At 43.8% G+C, this 25,549-nt stretch carries 22 protein-coding genes and 2 pseudogenes; 2 read left to right on the top strand and 22 right to left on the bottom strand.

Translation table 11 applies throughout. From position 1 onward, the window contains the following. Positions 1 to 2 precede the first annotated feature (2 nt). The 13 genes and pseudogenes from MRBLPE1_RS15475 to MRBLPE1_RS15415 all read right to left on the bottom strand — a co-directional run. Positions 3 to 1,823, bottom strand: a complete 1,821-nt coding sequence (locus tag MRBLPE1_RS15475) for a cache domain-containing sensor histidine kinase (RefSeq protein ID WP_364146661.1) — start codon at positions 1,821 to 1,823, stop codon at positions 3 to 5. Positions 1,824 to 1,873: 50 nt separating this feature from the next. Beyond that, the gene (locus MRBLPE1_RS15470) at positions 1,874 to 2,764 is read right to left on the bottom strand and encodes a carbohydrate ABC transporter permease (protein ID WP_364146658.1); all 891 of its coding nucleotides are present in this window, start codon (positions 2,762 to 2,764) and stop codon (positions 1,874 to 1,876) included. Positions 2,765 to 2,785: 21 nt separating this feature from the next. After that, positions 2,786 to 3,679, bottom strand: a complete 894-nt coding sequence (locus tag MRBLPE1_RS15465; RefSeq protein ID WP_364146657.1) for a carbohydrate ABC transporter permease — start codon at positions 3,677 to 3,679, stop codon at positions 2,786 to 2,788. Positions 3,680 to 3,764: 85 nt separating this feature from the next. After that, positions 3,765 to 5,099: an extracellular solute-binding protein gene (locus tag MRBLPE1_RS15460; RefSeq protein WP_364146654.1), complete on the bottom strand. Its 1,335-nt coding sequence runs from the start codon at positions 5,097 to 5,099 to the stop codon at positions 3,765 to 3,767. 246 nt (positions 5,100 to 5,345) lie between these two features. Further along, a complete protein-coding gene (locus MRBLPE1_RS15455) occupies positions 5,346 to 5,609 on the bottom strand; it encodes an HPr family phosphocarrier protein (protein WP_364146651.1) in 264 nt (87 codons plus the stop codon). A gap of 26 nt (positions 5,610 to 5,635) precedes the next feature. Then, positions 5,636 to 7,048: an MFS transporter gene (locus MRBLPE1_RS15450; protein ID WP_364146650.1), complete on the bottom strand. Its 1,413-nt coding sequence runs from the start codon at positions 7,046 to 7,048 to the stop codon at positions 5,636 to 5,638. 313 nt (positions 7,049 to 7,361) lie between these two features. Further along, a complete protein-coding gene (gene resA, locus MRBLPE1_RS15445; RefSeq protein ID WP_364146648.1) occupies positions 7,362 to 7,889 on the bottom strand; it encodes a thiol-disulfide oxidoreductase ResA in 528 nt (175 codons plus the stop codon). Between the two features lie 19 nt (positions 7,890 to 7,908). Next, positions 7,909 to 9,084, bottom strand: coding sequence for a c-type cytochrome biogenesis protein CcsB (ccsB, locus tag MRBLPE1_RS15440; RefSeq protein ID WP_364146646.1), 1,176 nt, complete (start codon positions 9,082 to 9,084; stop codon positions 7,909 to 7,911). 13 nt (positions 9,085 to 9,097) lie between these two features. Then, a complete protein-coding gene (gene resB, locus MRBLPE1_RS15435; RefSeq protein ID WP_364146645.1) occupies positions 9,098 to 10,732 on the bottom strand; it encodes a cytochrome c biogenesis protein ResB in 1,635 nt (544 codons plus the stop codon). A gap of 11 nt (positions 10,733 to 10,743) precedes the next feature. After that, positions 10,744 to 11,463 carry a DUF4405 domain-containing protein gene (locus MRBLPE1_RS15430; RefSeq protein WP_364146643.1) on the bottom strand — a complete coding sequence of 240 codons (720 nt, stop codon included), beginning with the start codon at positions 11,461 to 11,463 and terminating at the stop codon, positions 10,744 to 10,746. A 64-nt stretch (positions 11,464 to 11,527) separates the two neighbouring features. After that, complete coding sequence (locus tag MRBLPE1_RS15425; RefSeq protein ID WP_364146641.1) at positions 11,528 to 12,289, bottom strand: cytochrome P460 family protein; 762 nt, start codon at positions 12,287 to 12,289, stop codon at positions 11,528 to 11,530. A 681-nt stretch (positions 12,290 to 12,970) separates the two neighbouring features. Next, positions 12,971 to 13,537: a cyclophilin-like fold protein gene (locus MRBLPE1_RS15420; RefSeq protein WP_364146639.1), complete on the bottom strand. Its 567-nt coding sequence runs from the start codon at positions 13,535 to 13,537 to the stop codon at positions 12,971 to 12,973. Positions 13,538 to 13,661: 124 nt separating this feature from the next. Then, a pseudogene (locus MRBLPE1_RS15415) lies at positions 13,662 to 13,886 on the bottom strand (short-chain dehydrogenase); the annotation flags it as partial. 300 nt (positions 13,887 to 14,186) lie between these two features. Between MRBLPE1_RS15415 and MRBLPE1_RS15410 the strand changes: the two are divergent. Next, positions 14,187 to 14,732 carry a TetR/AcrR family transcriptional regulator gene (locus tag MRBLPE1_RS15410; protein ID WP_364146637.1) on the top strand — a complete coding sequence of 182 codons (546 nt, stop codon included), beginning with the start codon at positions 14,187 to 14,189 and terminating at the stop codon, positions 14,730 to 14,732. 141 nt (positions 14,733 to 14,873) lie between these two features. Here the strand turns inward: MRBLPE1_RS15410 and MRBLPE1_RS15405 are convergent, their stop codons facing one another. From MRBLPE1_RS15405 to MRBLPE1_RS15390, 4 genes and pseudogenes are all read right to left on the bottom strand, one after another. After that, positions 14,874 to 16,004, bottom strand: a complete 1,131-nt coding sequence (locus tag MRBLPE1_RS15405) for an alpha/beta hydrolase (RefSeq protein WP_364146635.1) — start codon at positions 16,002 to 16,004, stop codon at positions 14,874 to 14,876. Positions 16,005 to 16,246: 242 nt separating this feature from the next. Beyond that, on the bottom strand, positions 16,247 to 17,338 hold the full coding sequence (locus MRBLPE1_RS15400; protein ID WP_364146633.1) for a PQQ-dependent sugar dehydrogenase: 1,092 nt from the start codon (positions 17,336 to 17,338) through the stop codon (positions 16,247 to 16,249). Between the two features lie 2 nt (positions 17,339 to 17,340). Beyond that, positions 17,341 to 17,718: an aspartyl-phosphate phosphatase Spo0E family protein gene (locus MRBLPE1_RS15395; protein WP_364146631.1), complete on the bottom strand. Its 378-nt coding sequence runs from the start codon at positions 17,716 to 17,718 to the stop codon at positions 17,341 to 17,343. Positions 17,719 to 18,368: 650 nt separating this feature from the next. Then, positions 18,369 to 18,780: pseudogene (locus MRBLPE1_RS15390) on the bottom strand (IS3 family transposase); the annotation flags it as partial. A 711-nt stretch (positions 18,781 to 19,491) separates the two neighbouring features. Here MRBLPE1_RS15390 and MRBLPE1_RS15385 point away from each other — a divergent pair. Further along, on the top strand, positions 19,492 to 20,661 hold the full coding sequence (locus tag MRBLPE1_RS15385; RefSeq protein ID WP_364146630.1) for an MFS transporter: 1,170 nt from the start codon (positions 19,492 to 19,494) through the stop codon (positions 20,659 to 20,661). A 99-nt stretch (positions 20,662 to 20,760) separates the two neighbouring features. Here MRBLPE1_RS15385 and MRBLPE1_RS15380 read toward each other — a convergent pair whose 3' ends face one another. The 5 genes from MRBLPE1_RS15380 to MRBLPE1_RS15360 all read right to left on the bottom strand — a co-directional run bounded on the left by MRBLPE1_RS15380 (position 20,761) and on the right by MRBLPE1_RS15360 (position 25,327). After that, entirely contained in the window at positions 20,761 to 20,922 is a 162-nt protein-coding gene (locus tag MRBLPE1_RS15380) for an IS3 family transposase (protein ID WP_364146628.1), read from the bottom strand. Positions 20,923 to 21,098: 176 nt separating this feature from the next. Then, positions 21,099 to 21,359 (bottom strand): transposase, encoded by a 261-nt coding sequence (locus tag MRBLPE1_RS15375; RefSeq protein ID WP_364146627.1) that lies wholly within the window; start codon positions 21,357 to 21,359, stop codon positions 21,099 to 21,101. Between the two features lie 148 nt (positions 21,360 to 21,507). Continuing rightward, positions 21,508 to 22,971, bottom strand: coding sequence for a sensor histidine kinase (locus MRBLPE1_RS15370; RefSeq protein WP_364146626.1), 1,464 nt, complete (start codon positions 22,969 to 22,971; stop codon positions 21,508 to 21,510). Further along, positions 22,968 to 23,651 (bottom strand): response regulator transcription factor, encoded by a 684-nt coding sequence (locus tag MRBLPE1_RS15365; protein ID WP_414698876.1) that lies wholly within the window; start codon positions 23,649 to 23,651, stop codon positions 22,968 to 22,970. The genes MRBLPE1_RS15370 and MRBLPE1_RS15365 overlap by 4 nt, the downstream gene beginning before the upstream one ends. 602 nt (positions 23,652 to 24,253) lie before the next feature. Next, positions 24,254 to 25,327, bottom strand: coding sequence for an alpha/beta hydrolase (locus MRBLPE1_RS15360; RefSeq protein WP_364146624.1), 1,074 nt, complete (start codon positions 25,325 to 25,327; stop codon positions 24,254 to 24,256). Positions 25,328 to 25,549: the final 222 nt, after the last annotated feature.

Genomic DNA, 25,549 nt, shown 5'->3' with positions numbered 1-25,549 from the left:
CGTTACGTATTCCGCCTTAAGATCGGAAGATCAACCGTAATGGTAGTGCTGAAGCTTTCTTTGCTTTGTATATGGAGACCATAGCCCATGCCATACTCCAATATAAGTCTACGGTGAACGTTAATAAGACCTGAACCCGAACGGGATACTTCCCCGTAACTCCCCGCTTGATAACCATGCTTCTCTTCTTCCGCCATACGATTCCAGTCCAGCTTCTCCGCCTGCTTCAGCGATTGCTTTAGTTCGTTTTGCTTCGCCGGCGAAATGCCTTTCCCGGTATCCTGAATATGAACGTGTAGCGTCTGGCCTTCCAGCGATGATGAAATACGGACAATTCCTTCATCCGTACCCTCGCTCAAGCCATGAATGATCGCATTCTCGATCAGCGGCTGAAGCGTCATCTTGGGAATTGGCGTCGATAGCCATTGCTCGTCGATCACATTCTCAACCCGAATCCGTCCATCGGATCGCACCTGAATGATGGTCAAGTAATGATTAATCTGCTCAAGTTCATTCTTCAAAGAGGCCGACGAGCTGCTCCAATCGCTGCTGTATCGGAACATGCGCGACAACGAAAGTACAAGTTCAGCAAGTTGTTCATTTTCCTGCTCATCGAGCAGCCAATAGATCATCTCCAGCGTATTATACAAAAAATGTGGATTAATCTGGGATTGCAGCGCATAAATTTGTGCGTTCTTTTCACTCGCTGCTGCAATTCGGACCCGTTCGACAAGCTGATTAATTTCGCCAACCATGCTATGGAAACGGTCCATAAGATAATTCAACTCGTCATATGACTTGACCGCCATCATCTTCGGACTCAGATTCCCTCGTTCCACCCTTCTCATTTCATGAACGATGTTTTTGATGGGCCTGGAAATCGATCTCGACAGAAATGTGGCTAACGCAATGGCGATAACCAGCAGCGTGCCTGTTACGACTATGAAAAATCGGTTGACTTTCGCGTACTCTACCTTGGTTACAGGCTTGGGCGTAATGTTGACAACCTTCCATCCGAGCAAGGGATCTCGAGCAATCACGATCATATCCTTCTTATCGTTTACAATGTTAGCTTCATCTTTGAACATATAACGTGTCAGATCCGGCAAATCCGTCGGAAGCTTACCCTCGGAGTCTGATGATACAAGCAATTGATTCGTATCCGAAAAAACGAACGTCCGGCTCTTCGGTCCGATCGTCAGATTGTTCATGGATATGAGAAACGTCCGCGGATCCGCTTCAATCAATAACACGCCTAGCGGTTGCCTGGTGTATAGATTGTACATTTTGCGCCCGAATGTAAATACGGTATCATCCCTTACGGTCAGCGGCTCTTGCAAAATACCACCCCACACCAAGCCGCCGTCCGAATTCTGAAGCTCCTTGAACCATTCGCCCTTCATAAACGCAGCGCCCAGCGGATGGTTCACGGATTCATAGCTGTAGACATTCCCCGCGTTGGTAATGATGTGAATTCCCTTCACATCGTGATAACTGTAAAAAATCGAACCGAGCAAATTCGTAATCGATATATCTTTAATCATTTGCAAGGAAGGGATTGTTTCTTCCTGGGCGATCAGGCGCTGGATTTCGATATTTCCGGTGATCGACTTGGTTAGGCTGTCGTAACCTCTGGCCTGCAAAGTATAGCTTTCCATCGCTTGGGAAATGTTCCTCTGCGCGGCTTCTCCCACTCGCAGATCGATCTGGTGGATCGTGTACTGGTAAGAAACGCCGCTAAGGAGAACAACAAGCGCCAAGGAGGACAGCAGAATCCATAGAAACAACTGTGTGGCGAATGAGTTGAGTCGAAATCGTTTCAAGACCTTACCTCCTGAAGTAAAGGTTTCCCCTTAGCGTACCAACCAATACTTCAGCCTTTGACAGCTCCGGCAACCATTCCTTTTGTAATTTTTTCCGAAAGTATGAAATAGACGATAATAACCGGCAATGCACCCAATACAAGAAATGCCCCAATGGCTCCATAATTGGCGGTGTACTGCCCGACAAAACTGTTTAATCCAAACGGCAGCGTCTTGAGTGATTCCGAAGAAATGAACGTCGCTGCAATAATATACTCGTTCCAGACCGAGATGAAGGTCAGGATGGTGACGGTCATAATCGGCGGTACGGTAATCGGCAGAATGATACTCACGAAAGTCCGGTAGATCGATGCGCCGTCAATCATTGCCGATTCCTCAATCTCATGAGGTACGCCCCGTAGAAATCCCGACAGAATGAAGACTGCCATCGGAAGCGCGAACGCGACATAAGGAATGATGATCGACAAATGCGTATCTAGAATATCCATGTTTTTAAAAATGACCATGAGCGGCAGCAAGGTGGACTGGATCGGAATCATGATCCCAATCATAAAAATGAGAAGCACCGCATTTCCATAACGCCATTGGAAGCGAGTAATCGCGTATGAAACCATGGCGCCGAAGAAGATCGTCAGAACAAGTGAAATACCCGTAACGATTATACTATTCAGAATATATTTCGAATATTCGCCTGAAGTAAAGGCCTCAACGTAATTACTCCATTGGAACGATTTCGGAAGGGAAAAAAACTTGCCTTCCATGATTTCACTTGTCGTTTTGAGAGAATAGAGCAGCAGCCAAAGGAGCGGATAAACCTGTGTGACGGCCAAAACGCCCAGAAAGCACCATGCCGCCACCTTCTTCAAGTTTCTCCAGTTCAGGATACCGATGCTAGAGGAAACCGTTTGCTTCGCTGTTTTTCGTATTGCTTCCGTAGTCATGTTCGAGCAACTCCTTTCCTTTTAAAAAGCGGATTCCTCCGCGCGTTTGAACAGCCGATTCAGCAGAACGGTAGCAACCAGGCAGAACACGACCAGAAACGTGGAGAGGGCGCTGCCGTAACCGTACTTGAAGGAATTGAAGGTCATATAGTACATGTGAGTGGAGATAACCTCCGTGCTGTTGGCCGGCCCTCCGCCGGTCATGACGACGACCAGATCGAAGGCTTTCAGTGAACCGATGACGGCCAGGACAGCTGACATTTTGATAACCGGCGCAAGCAACGGCAGCGTAATGTAACGGTCGGCTTTGAAGCCTTCGGCTCCGTCAATGCTTGCCGCTTCGTAAATATCATTTGAAATGTTCTGAATGCCGGTAAATTGAATCAGGACGTGATAGCCGATATACTGCCAAAAAATAACGAAACTAAGGGCGAAAATCGCGATATCAGTTTCCGCCAACCAGGTTCTTGTCCATCCTTCGAGGCCAAGACTAACGAGAATGCTATTGAGCATGCCCCCAAGCTCGGTCGGGTTATAAATCGCTTTCCACAGCTGCCCGATCACAACAACCGACAGGATAACCGGCAGGAAGTAGCTCGAAACAAGGAAGTTGGGTCTGCGGACATAACGGTTGATTAATGCTGCAACCAGCACCGCGACCGGAATTTGCGCTAGTGAAAAGAGTGAAATATAAAAGGTTCTTAGCACGGACGGCCAGAAGATCGGGTCCTTCGTGAACATCACCTTGTAATTGTCAATCCATATCCATTTTCCCTCGCCCATTCCGTCCCACTCCATAAAGGAATAGTAGACGGAGACGAAAATCGGATAAAAGACAAACGCCAAATAAAACAGGAGACACGGTAGAACAAATAAGGCAATCGTTCCCCGGCTGACTCTCAAAACGCCATTCATCAAACTACCTCCTTAAAACTGTTGCCTTTGAAAAGGCGATATAACCGCAAAGGGAACTAAACGGTTCCCTTTGCCGGCTGCAGCGTTACTTCTTGTTCATTTCCCACGTATTCTCAATCTCTTTCGCCAAATCAGCAGCCTGAATCTTGTCATTCACAAGCAATGACTGCAGCCCATTCAATTGAGTTTGGGTAGTTGATGGCTCAATAACGTTGTCAAAATTGAGGTCTCCGCCTTTAACGTCGTTAAATTTGCTCATCACATCGATGGCCAATTCCGAATAACCAGCAGCTTGGAAATCGCCGTCAACCTTCATTGACAGACCGACTGCCGCTTTCTTCTCAAACGCAACTTTCGGATAATGTAGAAGCAGGTATTTCAAGAACGCTTTGCTTTCATCCAGATGCTTACTGTTCGCGCCCAAAGCATACGCAATTTCCGGAGCAAGCAAATAATCGTTCGGATTTCCTTTGCCTTCGACAGTAGGGAACGGCAGGAACCCGATTTTTCCTTTTACCGCTTCGGAAACATCTATCGATGCCACTTCCCACGATCCCATGTAATACATAGCCGCTTTGCCGCTTCGGAACTGATTAGAAGCCGTATTGTAGTCGTACGTCGTAGCCCCGTCCTGGAATGCGCCTGCGGCGATCATATCCTTTGTCTTTTGAAGGGCCTGTACGAATACCGGATCGTTAAAATCCCGTTTGCTGGCCACGATGTCCTGAAGAAATCCCGGACCGCCGTTTAACCGCTGCAGTACGTTCATGAACATAAAGGAAAGCGGCCATCTGTCTTTGCCTGCGACGATCATAGGAGTGATGCCGGTTTCTCTGAGTTTCTTGGATGCCTCAATCAACTCTTCGAACGTCTTCGGGGGCTCTACTCCGGCTTTCGCAAGCAGCTCCTTGTTATAAAAAATACCCGCGATATTCAGGCGGTACGGAAGCGCATAGACATTCCCGTCCACGGTATAGTAATCAAGTACCCCTTCCAGAAACGTTCCTTTCAGCTCATCATCGAGCACATCGTTCAGCGGTGCAAGCACCTTGCCGTTTACGAATGGGGCCATCTGTGCGCCCGGATTTACCATGGTGATATCAGGCACTTCGCCGGACGCGGCTTGTGTTTTTAGTTTTACTTTTTGTTGTTCAACATCCAGACGGTCCCATTCAATTTTGACGTCCGGATGTTCCTTCATATAATTGTTTGCAATCTCTTCCTCAATCTGATAAGCGGGTGTACTCTTGTCCGTCTGCAGGGTTTGGAAGGTGAGCGTAATCTCTTTTGCTCCTCCGTTATCCTTCACCGCACCTCCGGCCTCGCCGCTTCCGCTCTCCGTCTGGTTTCCGCCGCAAGCCGCCAATGTAAAAGTCAATGCAGCCGCAGCAACTAGACTCATTACACGCATTTTATTCATCTTGCTTTTCCCCCTCAAAAAATGATGTCGCTTACAATTTAAACTTTATCGTTTATTCACTTGATATGTTAGACAAAAAATCAACAAGTCATGTTTAAATTTTCAACAATATTAGAAAGGCGAGGGGCCATGAAACGTTTGTCCTGCACCGTCTTTGGAAAACGAAGCCCTTTGCGGCAGACCGAGTAAACCAAAAAAAAGATCTCTCCAAAGATTTAGAGAGACCTAAGTGATCACGAAAATAGTTTATTGATTCTGACGAATCAATTCAACCAGCTTTTCAGCGGCTTCATGCTCTCTCGGACCTTGTGCAGTAATGGTTAGCACCGAGCCGCTGATCACTTCAAGCGCCATTACGCCAAGAATGCTTTTGGCATCAGAAATAATATTTTTCGCCTGCCAGATGACGCGGATCTCCTCTTCTGTAAAAGTCGCTGCCATATCGGTGATTTTTTTGGCAAACAGTAACGGAAAACCGTTTTGCTGTACAGTGACGTCAATTGAAGTCATATCCTTCTCCTTTCTACTGCTTCCACTTAGCTTGTCCGAACCGATTCCAGATCCTTTATGATTCGGGGATATTCCTTATCGAGCTTGTAAAACCACAAGAATACGATTTGCAGAATGGCCAAAATGACCGGTAGATAGATAAAGAGAACCTGAATCGCAGTACTTGCGGAACTGCTGATTGTTTCCTGACCGCCGATATATCCACCTAGGGTAAGGCCCCATCCGATTAAGGCCCCTCCCAGACCGGTTCCCGCTTTCGCCCCGAAGCCTCCCCCACTGTAGACCAAGCCTTCCGTTCTCATGCCCGTTCTCCATTCTCCGTAATCAATGGTGTCAGCCAGCATGGCTAGGAGCGTAGCTGTAATTGTCATCATTCCGATCGCTCTGATGATTACACCGGTTAATACGACAGGAAGGCTGGCGGGATCGAAGCCTATAACCAGCGATCCTGCAATCATTATGACACTGCCCAGCAGTGCGACATTCCGCTTTCCATATCTTTTGATGAACGGCGCTATGAAGAACAAACCGACAAGAATCGGCAGTAGGCTTGCCATGCCAACCAATCCTACGAGTCCGCTGTCCCCGAGGATATACTGGGTATAATAAACGTTCATTCCAGTGATGATACTGTACCCAATAAAGTAGATTAAGGAAAATCCGACTATCATGGCCCAGTATTTATTGCGGAACAAGGCATGTACGGCTTTCTTGAACGGGATTTCCTTTTGAACGACCGAAGGTTTGACTCGCTCCTTCGTCGAAGCGAAGGTAGTCAGGAATAGGGGGACGGACAGTACGGCGAACACCACGAACGTTAAGACCCAGCCTGTTCTGCCTCCTCCGAATAGATTTACGAGCGGCATGGTGGTAAAGGTAACGAATAAGGCACCAGAAATCGTCATGACCATCCGGTAAATATTGACCAATGAGCGCTGGTACGACTCCTGTGTCAGCAAGGAATTAAGAACGCCGTAAGGCACGTTGATGCAGGAGTAAACAATATTCATCAGTAAATAAGTGATATATGCGTAAATCAAAACTCCGGACGTTCCGATATCGGGCACCGTGAATAGCAGCACGCCTGCTGCACCGAAGGGTACTGCCATCCACAGTAGCCAAGGCCGGGCTTTGCCGTGACGTGACTTCGTCTTGTCGACAAGCGCGCCGACGCCAATGTCGACAAATGCGTCCATCAACCGAGCGATCAGCAGAAGCATGCCGACAGCCGCTGCCGACAGTCCGATTACATCCGTGTAATAGAAACTCAGGAAGGTCCCTGCCGATGTCCAGATCAAATTGCTCGCGAAATCACCTACGCTATACCCCAATCTTTCTTTCATTCCAAGCTTTGCCAACTGCTTATCTGCGTCCGCAACGGCTTTTGCCCCGGACATGTTGAGACTTCTTGATAAAACCGCTGTGTCTTCTGAACTCATCCTCGTTTGTGCTCCTTTTAATTCCGGTTCGCTTCATCAAGCGAGGCCAATAGCTCCTCTTCGCTGTCAAGTCCTCTCCGTATGCGGGAAGGCTGCGAGCGGCACATCATTTATTACGACCTATGCCATGTCCGTTTGGGCATTCGAGGTTAGATCCGCGTAGAACGAGTCTTCTTGGAACGTTCCCCTCGAATCATTATGTCGCTGACATAAATAACTTTATCTTTTATTCAAATGATTTATAATACAAAAATTCAACAACTCATGTTTAAAATTTCAATATCTTTTCCACATGAAAGTACATCTATCATTTTCAAGATTTTATTAATTCCATGTAATTTGCTATATCCCTTTCTGACATAGAACCGGTTATAACCTTTAGAACTTTTCCATTCTTATCGATTAAGAATGAAGTCGGAATTGGGGTAATATCATAAGCTTCAGTGACAGCTTGGTCTTTATCCTTCAGAACGGGAAATGTAAGTCCATGTCTTTCAACGAAAGAATCAATGGCAATGTCACTTTCCGCAATATTAACAGCAAATATTTCTATACCAAGATTTTTGTATTGATTATACTGGATCTCCATATAAGGCATTTCCTGCTCGCATGGTTTGCACCATGTTCCCCAGAAATTCAAAAAAACTCCTTTTCCCTTTAAGTCTGATAGCTGAACTTTATTTCCATCCATATCTTCAAGTACAAAATCAGGTGCTTGATCCCCAACCTGAACCTGATTTTTTTCAGTAAAGAATTGTTGATAAAGTGTGTAAGTTATGGCTGAAATCATAATAAGCAGCAGACTCAAGCGAAGAATAAATCTAGTCTTTTTGTTCCTCATTTGAACCTCCATTACTTATTTAGGTGTAAGAATGCAATCCGGCGATTATCAGGTTAACAAAAACCAGGTTGAAAATAATGATTCCAAAACCGATGACTCCGAGCCATGCTGATCTTTCACCTTGCCACCCCCTGGAGAGCCGCAAATGCAAATATCCAGCATAAAATAACCATGTAATCAGAGCCCATACTTCCTTGGGATCCCATCCCCAAAAACGTGTCCAGGCTATTTGAGCCCAAATCATCGCAAAAATAAGTGCGCCCAAAGTAAATAACGGAAATCCGATTGCAACCGACCTATATCCAATTTCATCAACCAAATCAAGCTTAATATTCTTCGTTAATGGCTGAAGAGTCGCAGAAATTCTTTTCCTAAAAATCAGTCTTAGTATTAGGTATAAAAGTAAACCCGTGATAGCAGACCAAATAACTGTATTTAGTTTTCCTGCGTCAATAACAGCCGGTACTTGGGCTAAAGCCTCGATTTTGCCTTCCGTAAGCAACTCGCCTTGATTAGGCCCTATAAGTGAAGGAAGTCTGTAAGTAATCTCCGTCTCTTGGCCATTATTATCGACCCATTTATAAACAGCTTCATAGTGCAATCCTCTAAAAACCAATGTAATCACTATAAAAGCAAGTATTGTCACAATGTAGTACATGATCACCTCAAGCCAGAAGGTTTTCATTGATGGTTTCGTCTGGTCAACTGAACGAAGTAAATAAATAATACCTGCAATAAAGCTGCTGGCTAGGACAGCTGAACCTAGTGCCGTTGTAGTTACATGAATAGCAAGCCAATCCGATTGCAATGCTGGGATTAATGGAGAGGCATCTGTCGGGAACAAGCTTCCATAGGAAATTATTAATAATGTTATCGGCAAAGTGAATAAACCTAAGATTGATACTTTATACAAAAAATAAAGGATGATGAACGCTAACACAAACATCATGGAAAAAGCTGTTACAAATTCGAACATATTGCTCACTGGTGCGTGTCCGGAAGCCATCCATCTTGTGATAAAATAACCCAGATGTGTAACAAATCCTAGAATGGTCACACTAATTGCGACTGCAGCCCATTTACTTGGTTTTTCATATTGTTTTCTCCGATCACGAATAGCTCCGCCAAACAGAAAGGTAGAAACTAAATATAGAAAGAATGCTGAGTAAAGCAAGTTACTGCTAAAAGCGATCATTATTCTCCTCCCTCTAACTAGTTCCGCTTTTCCTGTTTGTTTGGTCAGTTAATTTTTGTAAGCCGGTTTCTTTTAAAATATTGTCTATTTCATTTTGGATACTATACCAATTTTTATTTGTATGGCCTGCAATTAATATAGCGTCACTACTTCTTCTGATCCATATTCTCCGATGGTTCCAGTACATCCCTTGTACTACTCCAAACATGAAAATGGCTCCTCCTAATCCAAGAAACCATAATGTATTGTCTTTACGAACGGTAAGGGCTGAAAGATTTTTCATTTCAACGCTTTCAAATTTCATTTGTAATTGATTATCTCCGCTTGTTTCAATTGTGTTTCGTATGGCAACAAAGCTTTTTTCACCATCCGGGTTTCCCGGAGATATCATGTTAAAATAAAAAGCCGGATTGTCAGGAACTTGTGATCTTGTTGCAGGCCGGCTTTCACGATCAAAATAGAAATTGGGAAAATATGATAAAACCTCAACGATATAATCATTGCCCAGATCATATTCCTTTTCTGGACTTAACAAATTTATCTTAATCTGGCCAATGCTTTTTTCAGTTTTTTTATCAATTAAACGAAAGGTCATCTTATTTAGTTCATTTAATTTATAGGAACTCTGGTATAGAGCAAACGAATCATGTTTTAAAGGCTGGTTCACTTTGATTTGCTCATCTTTCACCTTTACGAGCTCGGGTGTGTCTCCATAAAGGATCTCACCTTTACGTTCATATAAGGTCACATTCGTTTGATAATTTTTAACTACATTTCCATCTCCAACTTGTGAAAGGGCATTTGCAAATACTTCATCCTCTTTATCTTTTTGATAAGTTTCCAAAATAAACTTGTCACTGTTTAAGTAATACTTTGCATTGGTTCCTGGAATAACTTTTGTTTCACCGTCACTAATCCAAAGCCTTTCGTCTACATACATACCCGGTACAAATCTGAGCATTCCTCCAATAAGGAAGATAATAAGGCCAGCATGATTTACATACGGTCCCCATCTTGAAAATCGATTTTTCTCAGCCAGAAAATTCCCGTTTTCTTTTCGAATACGGTACCGTTTATTCTTTAATTTGGATATTACAAATTCTAGCTGTTCATCTGAATTCTCTTTCACTCTTGTTTCACTGAAAAGACGTTGTCTGCGTATGAAGCTTTCATGTCGCGTAACCCCTTGATTTTTCAAAGCAAAATATAATGGAATAACCCGGTCCAAACTCGCGATAACAAGTGATATTACCAAAGCTGCTAGCAGCAGAAAATACCACCAAGATTCATACAGCCTGTTAAAACCTAATTGATAGTATATTTGGCCGAAAAATCCGTATTGATCTTGATAAAATTCTTCCGGTACTACATTTGGAGGAATATACATCTGCTGAGGAAAAATTGTTCCAATCGCAGACGCGATTAATATAAGTGCAATAATCCAGATCCCTACTTTTACGGATGAGAAAAAGTTCCAAACCTTATCCAGTGGTGTTTTATTATACGTTTGGGAACGTCTTGAACTTCCTTCATAACGCATATCCACTGACTTTTCCGAAAGATCTTCACCAACTTGTTTCCCGCATGATTCGCATAGAATTGTTCCGTGTGCATTAACATGACCGCAATCGCAATTTACACGTTCCATTTTAAAAACCCCTAATTAGTAATCCTCATTTTTGAACCTATATCCTTGTTCTTGAGTTCTCCTTTGTCCTGTTTTTGAACAAATTTCAAAGCATAGTGTATACCACAAATATAGATTCCCATGATGGAAAGGTGGTCAATGATAAATTTAATGGCGGAATCATCATTCACCCAGGTACCAAATGGATTATAAATCGTTAGCTTCGTACCAATCTCTCTTTCAAAAGAAGCATATACCCCATAAAATACAATCAACGCTGCAAGAACACGTAAGCCCATGGTGCGAATACGGTTAGTGCCGGTAATTCCCGTCATTCTCCGTACTGAATTGATAATCATACCCCAAGAAAATCCTACGTGTAATGCCATGATGATGAATCCCCAATAGGCTGTCTGAACATGTATTTGCCGGAAGATCGTGTCATCATTTATTTGAATAAAGGTGAATAATTCACTGGATATTAATATTCCACATATCATCATAACGGCCATTGTTACAAGAAAGAGCAGATTGAGTACGATTTGTACAATACGCCGTAGATTATACTTTCCCTTCAGTATCGTACTAAACCACCGTCGATTTAAAAAATTATGGATGACAAATAGTACAAGTACTGAAACGCCGAGGAATTCATGAAATGTATTGCCGGTAATATAATAAGCCATTTCTATTAACATGAGGATTGTCATGGTTAGGTCAATTATCAGCTTGAATAACATCTTAGGATTCAAAGCACTCTCCTCTTTCTATTTTGACTATTCAATAAATTGTTTTTCTTTCATAGCGGCTATACCCTTATTGACGTAAATACATTTTCAGAAGAACGTCCTGAAGTATTCCCGCTTTTTCTTTTTCACCTATTGATCTGCTTTCTTCATTAGATACACCCTCAGAACCATTCAAATGAGCAGGTATCTCACTTACCATCCAGTCCTCTGTAGGCATGGCTGCGATTGAGGTTTCTGTACTGCTGTTCTCTGATTGTGCAACTTCTTCTAAATTAAACTCTTTCATTTGATCCATTGAATTCATAAAGTCATCCCTTTCCTGATTTGCGTGGCAGGAAAAGCAACGGCCAATATCATCTTCAGCCACCTCTCTGTCAGGAGTAAAATGCTGGTATTCCCAATCCCCATTACGTTCTTTGGGCGAGTACTTGGAACCCCAGCCGGTACGCTTTTCCATCACTAAATAATGCTCAATCTCTCCATCCTTATATCCTTCGAGAGTGATTACGGTGCCGTTCGGAAGCTCCTCTCCATTCTGCACGGCTTCAATCGCTTCCTTGCTATTTACATAGATGTTTTCATGAATATCTCCTCGATCGTAAGTCGCAAACACGATCCCCTTTTCAAAATCAGGGAATTGTACAAGGTTTGCCCCAGACCCGATCTCAGCGTATTCCCCAGACGCCCCGGAAGAGTTCTCCTCTTGTTGAGAATTATCCATTGTATCCGTTTGTTGAGGAGTGTCCATTGTATCCGTATCATCGTTGCTACAAGCTGTAAGGATAAGGCAAAGCAGTAATCCAAGTGACAGAATTAATCGTATTTTCATATTGTTTCTTCCTCCTGGTTTCGTTTTATAGTTTCGTTATTCATCTCGTAATGACCAACGAACAAAACTAAGCAATAATAGCTGTAAGTGCATGTTTGTACAAAAGTAGCTCATTCCCAAAGTTAAGCTTTATTCATTCCAGTAGATCCCTCCTACTCGATTACTCAATGCATAAACATAAAAAATTCGAGTGATAATAAAAAAGATCCACACTACAGCTGTTTAAGAACTACCCCTTGTTTTTCAATAACTGTTGGTAAGTATTCACTTCCCATTTTCTTTATAGTTAAACAATACATCAATAAAAAAACTCAATGCATTACTGAACACATGTCTATAATTATAGGCAGATTCAGAATACAAGCAATGGTTAGATGAGCGCGATATGTTGAATAGTTAACAAAGTTATAATAATTGTTAATTATTTTTATGAAAGTTTGCTTCCCACACCATTCATGCCTTCTAATGTTTAAGTAGGGTGGTGCGGAAGGTGCACGTGTACTTGCAAGTTTCCGTCCTTGACTCTACGAATCGCTGATTGATCCGGTTGATCGGCCTTATCCATCCAATCAACGGCCTTGTCGTCGAGACATTCCTGAATGGCGTTCTTCATCTTGTCTTGTTAAAGGGTTAACGCAAGAAACCAGCGCCCATCGGCTACTGGTTTCATTTTGACCGAATTTATTCAATTCTTTCAATTGTAACTGTAAAATCACTACTAATATTTGCAAGCTTTTCTATTCCGGATTCGATCTTGCCTAATTTAATAAGTCCATCTGAATAATGAAAATCTTTATAATAGAAGATCACATTTCCCCAAGGGGAATAATAAGCGAAATCTCCAACGGAAGGATCACTGCCAGATGGCGCATCTTCTGTAGATAAGCTTTTTTCTAAATAACTAATTTTTTCGGTTCCTGCATAATCTTCAAATGTTAATGTTTGCGGGAGTCTACCCAAAAAATCCTTGCTCGTTGGATTATCATACATGTTCACAATCACTTCTTCGTTATCAAAAGTCAATTTTATTCGTACATCTTCTGCAATATCTGAACTTTCATCATCCATTGTAGAATCTTGATTATTCCCTTTGTTTGATTCATCAGTTGTTCCTGCTTGTTCATTGCTTGAATTATTACCTACAGTAACACCGCCATTGATATTAGATCCATCATTATCATTACTGCTGCAAGCAGCGAGGGTCAAGACCATCACCAAAGCGAGACCCAGAGTTAACACTTTTCTCATCATGTTTTTCCCCTTTTGAATTATTTAATGAACAAAAACGAATAGCTGTCGATTCTGTCAGTAAGGATGCTCATTTTGAACTATCTTATGCATCACTTGTATAGCATTTCATTCAACTATAATGTTACCAATCGATTCGTTTTCCATCATTGAAGAACCCCCCATTAGGTCCTTCAGGTCCAATAGTCGCTAACCAAAGGATAGACTCAGCTGCTTGCTTTGGAGTTCTTGGAGCTGATGGTCCACCCATATCTGTACTTACCCATCCCGGACAGACCGCGTTTATTTTGATATCTCCTTTGATTTCTGCAGCTACCAATTGTGTCAATCTATTCAATGCAAGTTTAGATCCAATTCCTCGATTCCCGCCGGTGACAAGAGCAACTCGTTTATCCTGTATCATATAAATCCTCCATTTCTCGATACGTTAAGTGATCAGTAAAACTACCCCATTCATGTGTCCCTGCGTCCTCAAATTACTTGATTAATAGGAAGAAGATCTACCAAATTAACATTAAATCAATAATAATTCTTGATGTATTAATGGACATACGTCTATAATTACAAACAGACTCAGAATATCTGCAATTGTTAAATGACGTGATTTATTAAGAAATGAACATATCTCTAGAAAGCTTGGTGACCCACAATGTCTAAAGTGGATAGAAGAATACTCAAAACCCAAGAAGCATTAAAAAAAGCCGTTATTGAACTGATGTCTGAAAAAAATTTTGATGACATTACTATACAAGATATTTCCGACAGGGCAAATGTGAGCCGCGGGACCATCTACTTACATTACTTGGATAAATATGATCTGCTGGATAAGCTCATGGAAGAACATATAAACAATATGAGTAATTTTTGCGAGTCGGCAACTGAAATGGATTTTATAGAGTCGACTGTACACTGTATGGAATACTTTGAGAGTAATTATTTATTCTTTTCGACGATGTTAGCTAGTGAAGGAGCCAAATATTTTCGTAGTCAGTTCCTTAAGTTTAATATCGAAGAGTTCAGGAAAGATGTGGACATAACAAAAGGAAAAAATTATGGTCGTAATGAAGATGTAATTGTGCAATTTGTTGCAAATGCTTACGTAGGGTCAGTGGAATGGTGGTTAAAGAATGGAATGCCTTATCCACCTCGTGTTATGGCAGAACAAGTGGGAGACTTGTTAGAGCGGATTGTATAATTATTTCCTCCGCTCTACCTTATAATCCATAGAGCTAAAAGATGGGTTAACCAGCTCAACTGGTTGACCCATCTTTTATTTATCGGTTTCACTTAAAGTACCATTGGAACACAAAGCTCTCCACGATCTTCAACACAAGCCTTATCTTTTCTTTAGATTTTCTTTAAAGAAGGACTCGAGCTTTTTGAACGGGATGTACTCCATTTTGTCGTACAGATCCACATGCCCTGCGCCTGGAACAATATAGAGTTCCTTCAATTCGCCCGCCAGCTTGTAGGCGTCTTCGCTGTAGTATCTGGAGTGGGCATTCTCACCTGCGATGAACAGAATTGGACGCGGAGAAATCGTCTCAATCTGTGCGAACGGGAAGTAGTTCATGAGCACCCCGGTGCTGGTAAGGCTCATAGCCGCTGAGCGGGGGTGATATCCCCTAGGCGTACCGTAGTAATCAGAGAACTCTTTGGCTGCTGCTACTTGTGAGGGTTTTAGTTCCACAGCAGTTGGGCTGCCGTATTTTTTCTGTCCGCCCTCAAATTCGGTCCAGCGCTGTTCAGCGACCTCGTCAAGAACTTTTATCCGATCTTCCTTGGTCATCATTTCGCTAGGTACTGGTGCATACCCCAATCCCTCACGGGTGGCGCGGCCCATGTCGTACATACTAACTGTCGCGATGGCTTTCAGCCGGGGGTCTATCTGCGCAGCGTTGATCGCAAACCCGCCACTGGCACAAACGCCGATGACGCCAATACGGTCACGGTCCACAAACGGGCGTGTACCCAAAAAGTCAACGGCGGCGCTGAAATCTTCGACTAACGCTTCCACAGAAGCAATATTGCGTGGTTGCCCGCCGCTTTCTCCATTATAGGAGGCGTCAAAGGCCAGGGTTACAAAGCCCCGTTCTGCCATCTCCTGGGCATACAAGCCGGACGTCTGTTCCTTCACGCCACCGAACGGGTGTCCGACAATGATTGCGGGAGCTTTCTTTGCTCTATTCATGTTTTTAGGAAGGTACATATCTGCGACCAGGTTAATGCCCAGTCTGTTATTGAATGAGACTTTTTCGACTGTCACCTTGTCGTTGGGAGCAAAGGTCTTGTCCCATGCTAGGCTGTTGCTATTGTTGGCATTGCCGACATTGTTGCTGTTGGTTCCATTACTAACATCATTGGCATTGATAATATTGTTGGCACTCAATGTCATGAATAATACGACCACCACAAGTCCTAGCGTTAGAAGTGATCCAGCTTTAAACCATAACTTTTTTCCACGCATAATACATTCCTCCTATGATCATATCTGCGCATTCGCTGCTTTGGTTCGACCACATTCGTTTAGATCTATTTATTCCCCCTTTCTTCACAATAATTAAACACGGATTCATTAATATTCATAAATTCATTAATGAACGCCCGTTTACGATTATGAACGAAAAACAAAATGCTTTCAATTGTTAATTGCTCTCGATTTGTTGAATAGCGAACAAAGTAATGATAATTGTTGATTAGCGATACAATTTAATTTAATTTAGAAAGCGGAATTCTGTATAGCTTATCGTCATTTTCCTGTGGATCACCACGCCCGTCTGTATTATTGCTAATGAAGTATAGGGAGTTATCTTCAATCAGCACATCCCGAATTCTGCCAAGTCCCGTTATTACTTCTCGTTGTTCTCCTGTTTCAAGGTCAAATTCCAAAACTGCAGTTCCTCTTAATGCGGCAACGTACAATTTGCCACCATAATAGCCCATTCCGGATGGTGCCCAAGTTGCTTCATCTCCGGAAGTAATTAACGGTGAAACAATATCTTCTTGTTCCTCATCACCTTCAATAATCGGCCAGCCATAATTTTGACCCGCTTCTATTTTGTTGACCTCATCATTTGCATCGTTACCATGCTCACTTGCATATAACGTGCCGTCAGGCGACCAGGTAATTCCTTGAGGATTTCGGTGTCCAAAACTATAGATGTAGGAATTTGGAAATGGGTTATCATTTGGTATAGAGCCGTCAAGATTCATTCTTAAAATTTTTCCGCCTAATGAACCAAGATCTTGTGCAATATCCGAATCAGACGCATCACCGGCTGTTGCATATAGCTTTCCATCCGCTCCAAATTTAAGCCTTCCTCCATGATGGTAAGAACCGCTTGGGATTTTATCCAGAAGCAGACTCTCTTCTCTCCAAACGTTATTTTCCATGTGGAGTGTAACAATACGGTTAAATTGTCCGGAGTTGTCTTCATAAGTATAGTAAACATAAGCCAGATCGGATTCCGGAAAGTCGGGAGCGAGTACAAAGCCTAATAGCCCTGCTTCTGAAGCTGTCGCAAGTTCTTTCTCGAGTTCTACGCTCTGCCGTTCGGTTTCCCCATTTTCTATTATCACGATGTTTCCTTGTCTTTCTGTCAAATAGAATGTATTTTCAAGTTTCTCAATAGACCAAGGAACCTCAAGATTTTCAGCAATCACTTCCTGTTCTTCAATGGACACGTTTGTCTGTTCTTGTTCTTCTTTTTGCTGCTCATCAACAGAATTTTGCTGTTCATTTACAGAACATCCAGTGATTAAAAGCATTGCTAACATAGATATTTCCAGGATTTTTTTCAACTCTAATCACCTCTGCCTTTATAAATAGTTTTAGAAACGTATAGCTGCATCAAGCTGAAGCGCATCCGCATAGCAGCAATTGTTCCTTTAGCCGGTTTCGGAAGGCCAATTCTACCTCGAACAAAAACACCTTTGTACATCCAATGAACGGTTATTCCGCTCCACCAACCAACGCCTCCCATGAAGTTGCGTTTTGGCAATAACACATTGCTCAATTGTTTCTTGCTGCGCTGGATGCGCATGTGCTCGTTGTGCAATTCGTCAACCTCTTGGGATAACTTCAAGGTTTCCAGGTGCGACAATCCCAACCGTATCCCCGACTCTATCATTTGCTTCCGTTTTGCTTCCAACTCGGTCCTCACCGCTTTCAAATCACTCATGCCGGTATGTCCTCCCCATGACTACCCAACGATATACCTCAACTTCCGAGCAAACGCCTCACCGCAAGTTCTTGTCAACTGTCACTCCCTTTCATAACCTCCCGAAAGAGCTGAAATTTCTGCGTTACTGCCGACAGCTCCTCAGCCCGTAGCTGCGGCGCCGCCAGCAGTAACGGAGAGATCCCGCCACAAATTGAAACGGAACAATGTAAAATTTCATTAACATTTATTTTTAAAGATACGGAATATGCCCCGGCAACCACCGGGGCTTCTTCTATCCTTCATACCGGTATTCTTCTACAATAACTCTCGCTTCCATGGACGGATGAACGGAGCAAAATAGTACTTAACTTGCGACTTCAAATAAATGGTTACGCAGATACGCATCCCTGTTATTTCTTGGATCCCCCTGACCTTATGTGAGCGAACGACCGCTATCGTTCTTGATTGTACCTTACAAAGTGGCGAGATACCTGAGAACTAACTTTGAGAAACCTGAGAATTACCTTAACGTTGGCTGAAATTTCGTGTAAAATTGTAGGGGAAGACGGAGCTCAATGTATCCTCCAGTACCGCTATTCTTCTAAAAAGAAACAGCGGTGGCCTTGTGAACTGCACCCAGGCAAGTAGACAGTACAAAAAAAAATCAATTAAGCAGCCTTAGTCCTGTATTGCATCGGGCTGAGGCCGTTTAATTTCACTTGTAATCGTTCGTTGTTGTAAAAGTGGATATAGGCCTCGATGTCCCGCTCGAGCTCCTCAAAGGTATGGTACGTGTGTTAATTGTATTTCTCGCATTTTAGGGTCCCCCAGAAAGATTCCATTGGACCGTTATCGATGCATCGTCCAACTTGGGACATGCTCTGGGACAACAGGTGGGTTGTTATTTGAACTCCCTAACACATAGGAGACGATGGATTTATCATAAAGGTCCAATATAGCGCTTAAATACGCTTTTTGGCCAGGACCGTACTTGAATTCCGTTACATCGGTAAGCCACATTTCATTCGGTTCATCGGCATGGAATTCGCGGTTTAGCACATTCTCGGCCACCTGCTGCGCCGTGGTGATTGCATATCTTTTTTTAAATTCCGCAAAAATTAAACTTGCAATCTGCACATACCAAAAAACCGTTTCGCGGTAAATTCCGCGAAACGGTTTTTTCAAAATCAGGCGCCCGTGATGCATCACTTTATGGGTTTCTGGAGAAAGCCCATCCCGAGTGTACGTTTGATTTCATGATGCCAAACGAATGTTCACGTTTAATGCATCGGCTTTTCCCAGTCTCCCCTGATTACTATACCTGTCTTATTTGCTCCTGCTTCAAGATCATGGATTTCCTGTGCTGTCAGTATGATTCCAGCGGCTTTTACAGCATCAGTAATATGGGAAGTTTTCATAACGCCGATAATCGGAACGGTTCATTTCGCAATAGCCCAAGCCATTGCAATTTGTACAGAAGTTGCATTGTGCTTATTGCCGATTCCCTTCATTACATGGATCAAGCCTTTCAGTTTCGCAATCACATCTTTATGAAATACCTCACCTCTTCTGGTGCCGAGAACTTGTAACCATAAATTAAAGGCAGCTGCTAATCAACAATTCTCTTCTGACTGTTCGATAATGCACATTTTGCGGCCATTTGACGATTGCAAGCATCCTGTTTACATCTATAATAGTGAATACAAGTTCATTAATCAAACATAGTTGTATAGGATAAACATGTCTCATTGATTATGGATTTGAAAACAAACAGAGGAGTAAATCGAAGAAATGAGTAACACCTGGAAAATTTATATGCTGGCCTTCATTGGCTTCATCGTCGGTACATCGGAGTTTGTCATTGCAGGTATTTTAGATAAAGTCGCTTCCTCGGCTAATATTTCAGTATCGGCGGCAGGACAATTAATCACCGTGTTCTCCATTGCTTATGCGTTTGGTCCACCACTTGTCATGATGGCGGCGGCGAAAATGGATCGCCGTAAGTTACTAATGCTTTCTCTCGCTATCCTTGTGCTCGGCAGCGTTTTGACTGTTGCCCTTTCCAGCCTCGTTTATTTAATTGCAGCTCGCGTTGTACTTGGTGTTGGAACAGGCGTTTTTATCATCTCCGCTATGACTGTCGCGCCAAAACTAGCATCCCATGAACGTCAGGCTAGGGCGATTGCCACCGTTATATCGGGGTTTAGCGCCTCTCTTATTATTGGTGTCCCGATTGGCCGTGTAGTGGCCGAAGCTTACGATTGGAAAGTGATCTTCTGGGGCATCGGACTCATCAGTCTGCTGGCGATCTTCGCCATCGCACGAACGATTCCGGCCTTTGAAGCTGAAGCTCAAGTCCCTCTAAGCAAGCAACTCGCCCTCTTGAAGAAGCCCAACATCGCTATCGCTCTTGGCGTAACGTTCTTCGTCTTTATCGGATACTCGGTGGTCAATACCTTTTTGACCCCTTTCCTGTACACCGTTTCGTCCATGAGTGAACGGGAAATCAGTGTCGTTTTCTTCGCACTCGGTATCGCGAGCTTGATCGGCTCTAAGTTTGGCGGCTTCTTGGCGGATCGGATCGGTGCCACTCGCACACTCACCGGAAGCATGGCCATTCAAGTTGTCGCCCTCGCGCTGCTGTCCACCATGTCTGGATCGGTAGTCGCCACCATCACATTGATTATGCTCTGGACGATCGCCGCATGGTCGTTCGGTACGACCCAGAATTTCAACCTCGCCTCGCTTGCTCCGGATGCTTCCGGTATCATGCTGAGTCTAAACAGTTCCTTTCTTCAGTTTGGCATTGCCGCGGGAGCCGGCATCGGGGGAATTGTCGTGGGAAGCTCATCAATACTAGCGATTTGTTGGATCGGGGCAGCCTCAGTCGCAATCGCCGTGCTTATTTGGGCGATTTCAATTAGTCTTACTCAAACCTCCAGACAAAGTGTATTTGACTGATCCCACAACGAAAGAGCGGCAGCCTTGGACTGGAAATATAAAGTCTGAACTGCACCCCGTCAAGTAGACAGTTCAAAGAATAAAATCAATTAAGCGGCCTTAGTCCTGTATTGCATCGGACTGAGGCCGTTTATTTTCGTTTGATCGTTCGTTGTTGTAAAAGTGGATATAGGCCTCAATGTCCCGCTCGAGCTCCTCAAAGGTATGGTACGTGTGTAAATAGTACTTCTCGCATTTTAGGGTTTCCCAGAAAGATTCCATTGGGCCATTATCGATCTCATCGTCAAACTCGGGACATGCTCTGGGACAATTTATTGTCGTCCAGAAGCTTTTTGAAGACCAAAGATGTATATTGGCCTCGATCGCTATGAAGCATGGGACTGCTTCCTGGAGCTGCTTGCAATGCCAGTTTCAACGTCTGGAATACAAGTGGGTTGTTATTTGAACTCGCTAACGGACAATCCGCCTTCCTGGTAATCTTTCACTGCCTGAAGCTTGAGTTCGGCCGTATAGCTTCGGTTTCGTGTATGACTCTCCAGCCCTTCATAACCATAGAGTTTGTAACGACGCTCCCATTTCATCAGAGTCGTTTTATTAATCCCATAATTCTTTGCTGCAGCCATAAACCCAATTTGTCCACTTGCTACTTCTTCGAGAATTGTGAGTTTCTCGAAAGCACTGTATTTTCCTCTAGACATGAAAAGCTCCCCTCACAGTAACAGGCTTTTATTATTTCACCTGTCTACCGTATGGGGAGCATATCAGTCCTAGACTGCCGCTGTTCTTATTTGATCTATCAGGTCCCGTTAGCAAGAAACTTTAACCAAGGAAGAGTAGTACCGGAAATTACGTAACCGGCAGACAAACACGAAATAACGTGCCTTCCCCTTCCCTGCTTTCCACTTCGATTCGGCCGCCGTGCAATTCCACGATCGATTGGGTGATGGCCAGCCCCAAACCGGCCCCGCCGTACTTTCTTGCCCGCGACGGTTCACCTCGGTAGAACCGTTCGAATAGATGCGGAACTTGAATCTCCTTGATCCCGATACCATTATCTTGGACCGAAAACCTGATTTCCCCGGTGCTTTTTTCCAGGCCGATACGGATATCACCTTTGGATGGATCGGTATACTGAACGGCATTTTGAAACAGATTCAGGATGACTTGTTTCATCTTGTCCGGATCAATAGCAATAGCCGGGTCATCGATCAAATCGAACCGAATCCGCCTCGCTCCGGCGATCATTTGCAACTGTGGCTCCATCTGACGAATAAGTTCGCCAAGGTTGCCCGGAGTCATGTGGACATCCGGACTGCGTTCCATTCTCGCCAAAGAGAGCAGGTCTCCGACAAGCTTATTTAACCGCTCCGATTCGCTATACATGCTTTCTAGCGCTATTTGCAGTTGATCGGGTTTATCCGCGCCCCCCTCGAGAAGTACTTCCAGAAACCCGTGGATCGAGGTCAACGGGGTGCGTAGTTCGTGCGAGGCGTCAGCGATAAAACGGCGCATTTGCTCTTGAATCTCTTTTTCCAAAGCAAACGAGGTTTCAATTCGCTTCAGCATTCCGTTGAAGGCAACAGCCAGCCGGTCGACTTCCACGGGGCCCTGTTTGTTCGGCAAACGCTCATCCAAATTTTCGCTGTGGATTCGTTCCACGGTGTTCACCATATTTGACAGTGGAACCATGGTCCGCTGCAGGACGGGACGGAAGGTAAGCATCCCCACAATCAGTGCGATCAGCGAACCAATCACGATAATGGTTAATAAATTCATCTGCAAAGCCAACGTTTCTGTCAAATCGACGGTTGCTTGAACGATGCCCTTTTCCGCATCTGCAGGGTCGACTAGCTGGAAAATAACCATTTGAACGTTGCTCTTTTCGTCCCGGATGATTTTATAACCATCCGCCATCTTGCCGGTTTCAAAAATTTCGCGGTATTCCTGCTTTGACAGCCGGGGAACCTGTAAATGGTAGTTTGGATCGACGTACAGATCTGATATATTCCCGTTTTTTTCGATGAACGCGATCGTCACCACGTTGTTTTGCAACGATTTAATCGCATCAACATCGTCTTTTTCCCATGAACTGTCCTCTTTCCATCGGATCCAGATCTCGGGTGAGACGGAGCTGATTTGATTTTGAATCCCCCACTCCTTTTTATCATACAAAAACTTCTGCATCGTGAAATATTGAAAAACGCCAATTAAAATAAAAAGTCCAGCCATGATCAAAATGGAACGAGAGAGGAGCTGGAAGCCAAGAGAATTGGGTTCGACACGACGGAAAAAGCGGAACCGGGCCTTCATTGGAAATTCATCCGGTAACCGGAACCCCGAATCGTACGGATCAATTGATGCGAGCGATCCTCAAGCTTTTCCCTTAAATATCGGATGTATACTTCCACGACATTTTCATCTCCGACGAAATTGTGTCCCCATACCGCATCCAGAATGGAAGATTTGCTCATGACGCGATCGTGATTCAACACGAGAAACTTAAGCAGTTCGTATTCGGTGCGCGAAAGCTCAAGCAGGACTTCTTGATACCAGAATTCTCTCCGGCTGTCATCAATCCGGAAAGGTCCCCGAATCACTTCACCAAGTAACTCTGGAAACATGTTGCGCACCCTGGCATGAATACGCGCAATCAACTCTTTTAAGCTGAAAGGTTTGATCATGTAATCGTCGGCTCCCAGATTCAGCGCCTTGACCCGATCATCAACTTCTTCCCTGGCGGTAAGCATGATGATCCCCATCTTATCCATCTTTTTCAACAGATTGCAAACCTCGAACCCGTCCATGCCTGGCATCATCACGTCAAGGACGACAACATGCGGAAGAAACTGCTGAGCCTGGACGACGGCTTCTAATCCGTCTGAAGCGGTCCGCACTTGGAATCCGCCGTTTTGAAGCCCTAACTCCAAAAACTGCAAGATGTTTTTTTCATCGTCTACAATCAACACTCGAATATTGCCTGGCTGCAACAAGAATAATCACCTCTGCCTACGTTATACATAAAGTGGACCATTAAATATAAACTGGTTGCGAATAATAATAATGATGACACCTTAGCGATATGGTTCTTCACGTTTGTTCTCGCCCTGACTTTGCACAGCGACGTCCGCACTCATCGCGAAGATTGTGAGAAACAAGCTGGCTTAAACATCGCATATAAATCAGTGAGGTATCCCCCTTAGGAGATACCTCACTTTGAAGCTTTGCTTTTTTACAGTACCCCAGCGCATAAAAGCGGATTGGCTACATCCAGTTCAAGCCTGGCCGAAGAGAATGTATTAAATTAAAAACCAAAGGAAGCCGATATTGATTTTATTAATAGACATCTGTTTATTATTATAAAAGGAACCAGGATGTTTTCAATCGTTAAATTAACGCGATTTGTTGATTATTAAACAAAACAATCGAAATTATTAAATATCTTTTTTTGGAGCTAATATTTCTATCCTATATAGCCGTGTGGAATTTTATTCAGACAAAAAAGTGTGAATCCCGACAAGATATACGGGATTCACACAGCGGTTTCACTCAAAGTACGATTGGTCGAAGCTCTCTACGCTCTTCAATACAAGCCTTATTTTTTGTTCAGATTTTCTTTGAAGAAGGACTCGAGCTTGTCAAAGGGAATTAAATTCACCCGGTCGTACAGATCCACATGACCTGCGCCCGGAACAATGTAGAGTTCCTTCTCTTTGCCCGCCAGCTTGTAGGCTTCTTCGCTGAACTCTCTGGAATGAGCGTTTTCACCCGTGATGAAAAGCATTGGACGAGGAGAAATCGTCTCTATGTCTTCGAACGGGTAAAAATTCATGAATTTGACGTTGCTGGTAAGCGTCGGATGCGTTGTAAGTTCTGGCGACTGACCTTTAGGGGTGTATTCACCTCTTGGAGTCCGGTAGAAGTCATAAAACTCACGCTCAATGGCGGTAGAGTTTTCATTTAGTTCATGCACTGTCCCGCTGGTGTATTTGGTTTCACCGCCCGTAAACTCCTCATAGCGTTGCTCGGCTGCCTCTGCAATGATCTGCTTTCTTTGCTCAAGTGTCAGGGAATGATTAAGCGCATTACGGTTGGCACCGCCCATGTCGTACATGCTGACTGTCGCAATGGCTTTCATGCGCGGGTCGATCTTGGCTGCGCTGATGGCAAAGCTCCCACTGCCACAAATCCCGAGAATACCAATCCGATCCCTGTCAACAAACGGCCGGGTGCCCAAAAAATCCACCGCAGCACTGAAATCCTCGGCATAGATATCCGGCGAAACAGCATTGCGAGGCTGACCCTCACTCTCTCCCCAGAAAGATAAATCCAAGGACAAAGTAACGAATCCCCGTTCAGCCATTTTCTGGGCATACAGATTCGAACTTTGTTCTTTTACTGCGCCCATAGGATGTCCGACAATGATCGCGGAACTTTTGGTGTTCTTTTTCAAACCTTTGGGAGTATAAAGATTCCCTACAACTTTCATGTCGTATTGATTTTTAAACGAAACCTTCTGCATGGTTACCTGGTCGCTCTTATAAAAGTTGTCTGCTCCATTGGACATGTCCGGCGTGTATGCAGCGCTAACGACGGTCGTGGTTAATACTAAGCCCAGTGCCATAACGGTGAGTTTGAGGAAATGAGCGATAGTAAATTTTTTTTTCATTTTAACACCTTCCAATAAGTAGTTTTTCCTAAAATCCTATCTCCTTGTCTACACTATAACCTCCTTGTCTGAGGACGGAACTGCACTTGCAACTTCGAATTTATGGATACGGACCCGGTTATTTCGCGGATCACCCCCTGACCTTATGTGATGAATGACCGCTTTCGTTATTGATTTTACCTGACAAATTGGCGAGATACCTGAGATTCATCTTCGAAATAC

The sequence above is a fragment of the Paenibacillus sp. LPE1-1-1.1 genome, assembly GCF_040676435.1.
Classification (GTDB): Bacteria; Bacillota; Bacilli; order Paenibacillales; family Paenibacillaceae; genus Pristimantibacillus.
Note: the sequence above shows the minus strand (reverse complement) of the source record. Positions and strands in the feature narration are given on the sequence as shown.

Coding starts and splice junctions, on each gene's coding strand:
- MRBLPE1_RS15395 (WP_364146631.1), bottom strand. CDS start 17,718: ATGAGTGATTTGAAAGCGGTGAGGACCGAGTTGGAAGCAAAACGGAAG.
- MRBLPE1_RS15450 (WP_364146650.1), bottom strand. CDS start 7,048: ATGAGTTCAGAAGACACAGCGGTTTTATCAAGAAGTCTCAACATGTCC.
- MRBLPE1_RS15460 (WP_364146654.1), bottom strand. CDS start 5,099: ATGAATAAAATGCGTGTAATGAGTCTAGTTGCTGCGGCTGCATTGACT.
- resB (WP_364146645.1), bottom strand. CDS start 10,732: ATGGAACGTGTAAATTGCGATTGCGGTCATGTTAATGCACACGGAACA.
- MRBLPE1_RS15360 (WP_364146624.1), bottom strand. CDS start 25,327: ATGAAAAAAAAATTTACTATCGCTCATTTCCTCAAACTCACCGTTATG.
- MRBLPE1_RS15375 (WP_364146627.1), bottom strand. CDS start 21,359: ATGTCTAGAGGAAAATACAGTGCTTTCGAGAAACTCACAATTCTCGAA.
- MRBLPE1_RS15470 (WP_364146658.1), bottom strand. CDS start 2,764: ATGACTACGGAAGCAATACGAAAAACAGCGAAGCAAACGGTTTCCTCT.
- MRBLPE1_RS15380 (WP_364146628.1), bottom strand. CDS start 20,922: ATGGAATCTTTCTGGGAAACCCTAAAATGCGAGAAGTACTATTTACAC.
- MRBLPE1_RS15385 (WP_364146630.1), top strand. CDS start 19,492: ATGAGTAACACCTGGAAAATTTATATGCTGGCCTTCATTGGCTTCATC.
- MRBLPE1_RS15420 (WP_364146639.1), bottom strand. CDS start 13,537: ATGAGAAAAGTGTTAACTCTGGGTCTCGCTTTGGTGATGGTCTTGACC.
- MRBLPE1_RS15410 (WP_364146637.1), top strand. CDS start 14,187: ATGTCTAAAGTGGATAGAAGAATACTCAAAACCCAAGAAGCATTAAAA.
- ccsB (WP_364146646.1), bottom strand. CDS start 9,084: ATGATCGCTTTTAGCAGTAACTTGCTTTACTCAGCATTCTTTCTATAT.
- resA (WP_364146648.1), bottom strand. CDS start 7,889: ATGAGGAACAAAAAGACTAGATTTATTCTTCGCTTGAGTCTGCTGCTT.
- MRBLPE1_RS15465 (WP_364146657.1), bottom strand. CDS start 3,679: ATGAATGGCGTTTTGAGAGTCAGCCGGGGAACGATTGCCTTATTTGTT.
- MRBLPE1_RS15370 (WP_364146626.1), bottom strand. CDS start 22,971: ATGAAGGCCCGGTTCCGCTTTTTCCGTCGTGTCGAACCCAATTCTCTT.
- MRBLPE1_RS15425 (WP_364146641.1), bottom strand. CDS start 12,289: ATGAAAATACGATTAATTCTGTCACTTGGATTACTGCTTTGCCTTATC.
- MRBLPE1_RS15405 (WP_364146635.1), bottom strand. CDS start 16,004: ATGCGTGGAAAAAAGTTATGGTTTAAAGCTGGATCACTTCTAACGCTA.
- MRBLPE1_RS15455 (WP_364146651.1), bottom strand. CDS start 5,609: ATGACTTCAATTGACGTCACTGTACAGCAAAACGGTTTTCCGTTACTG.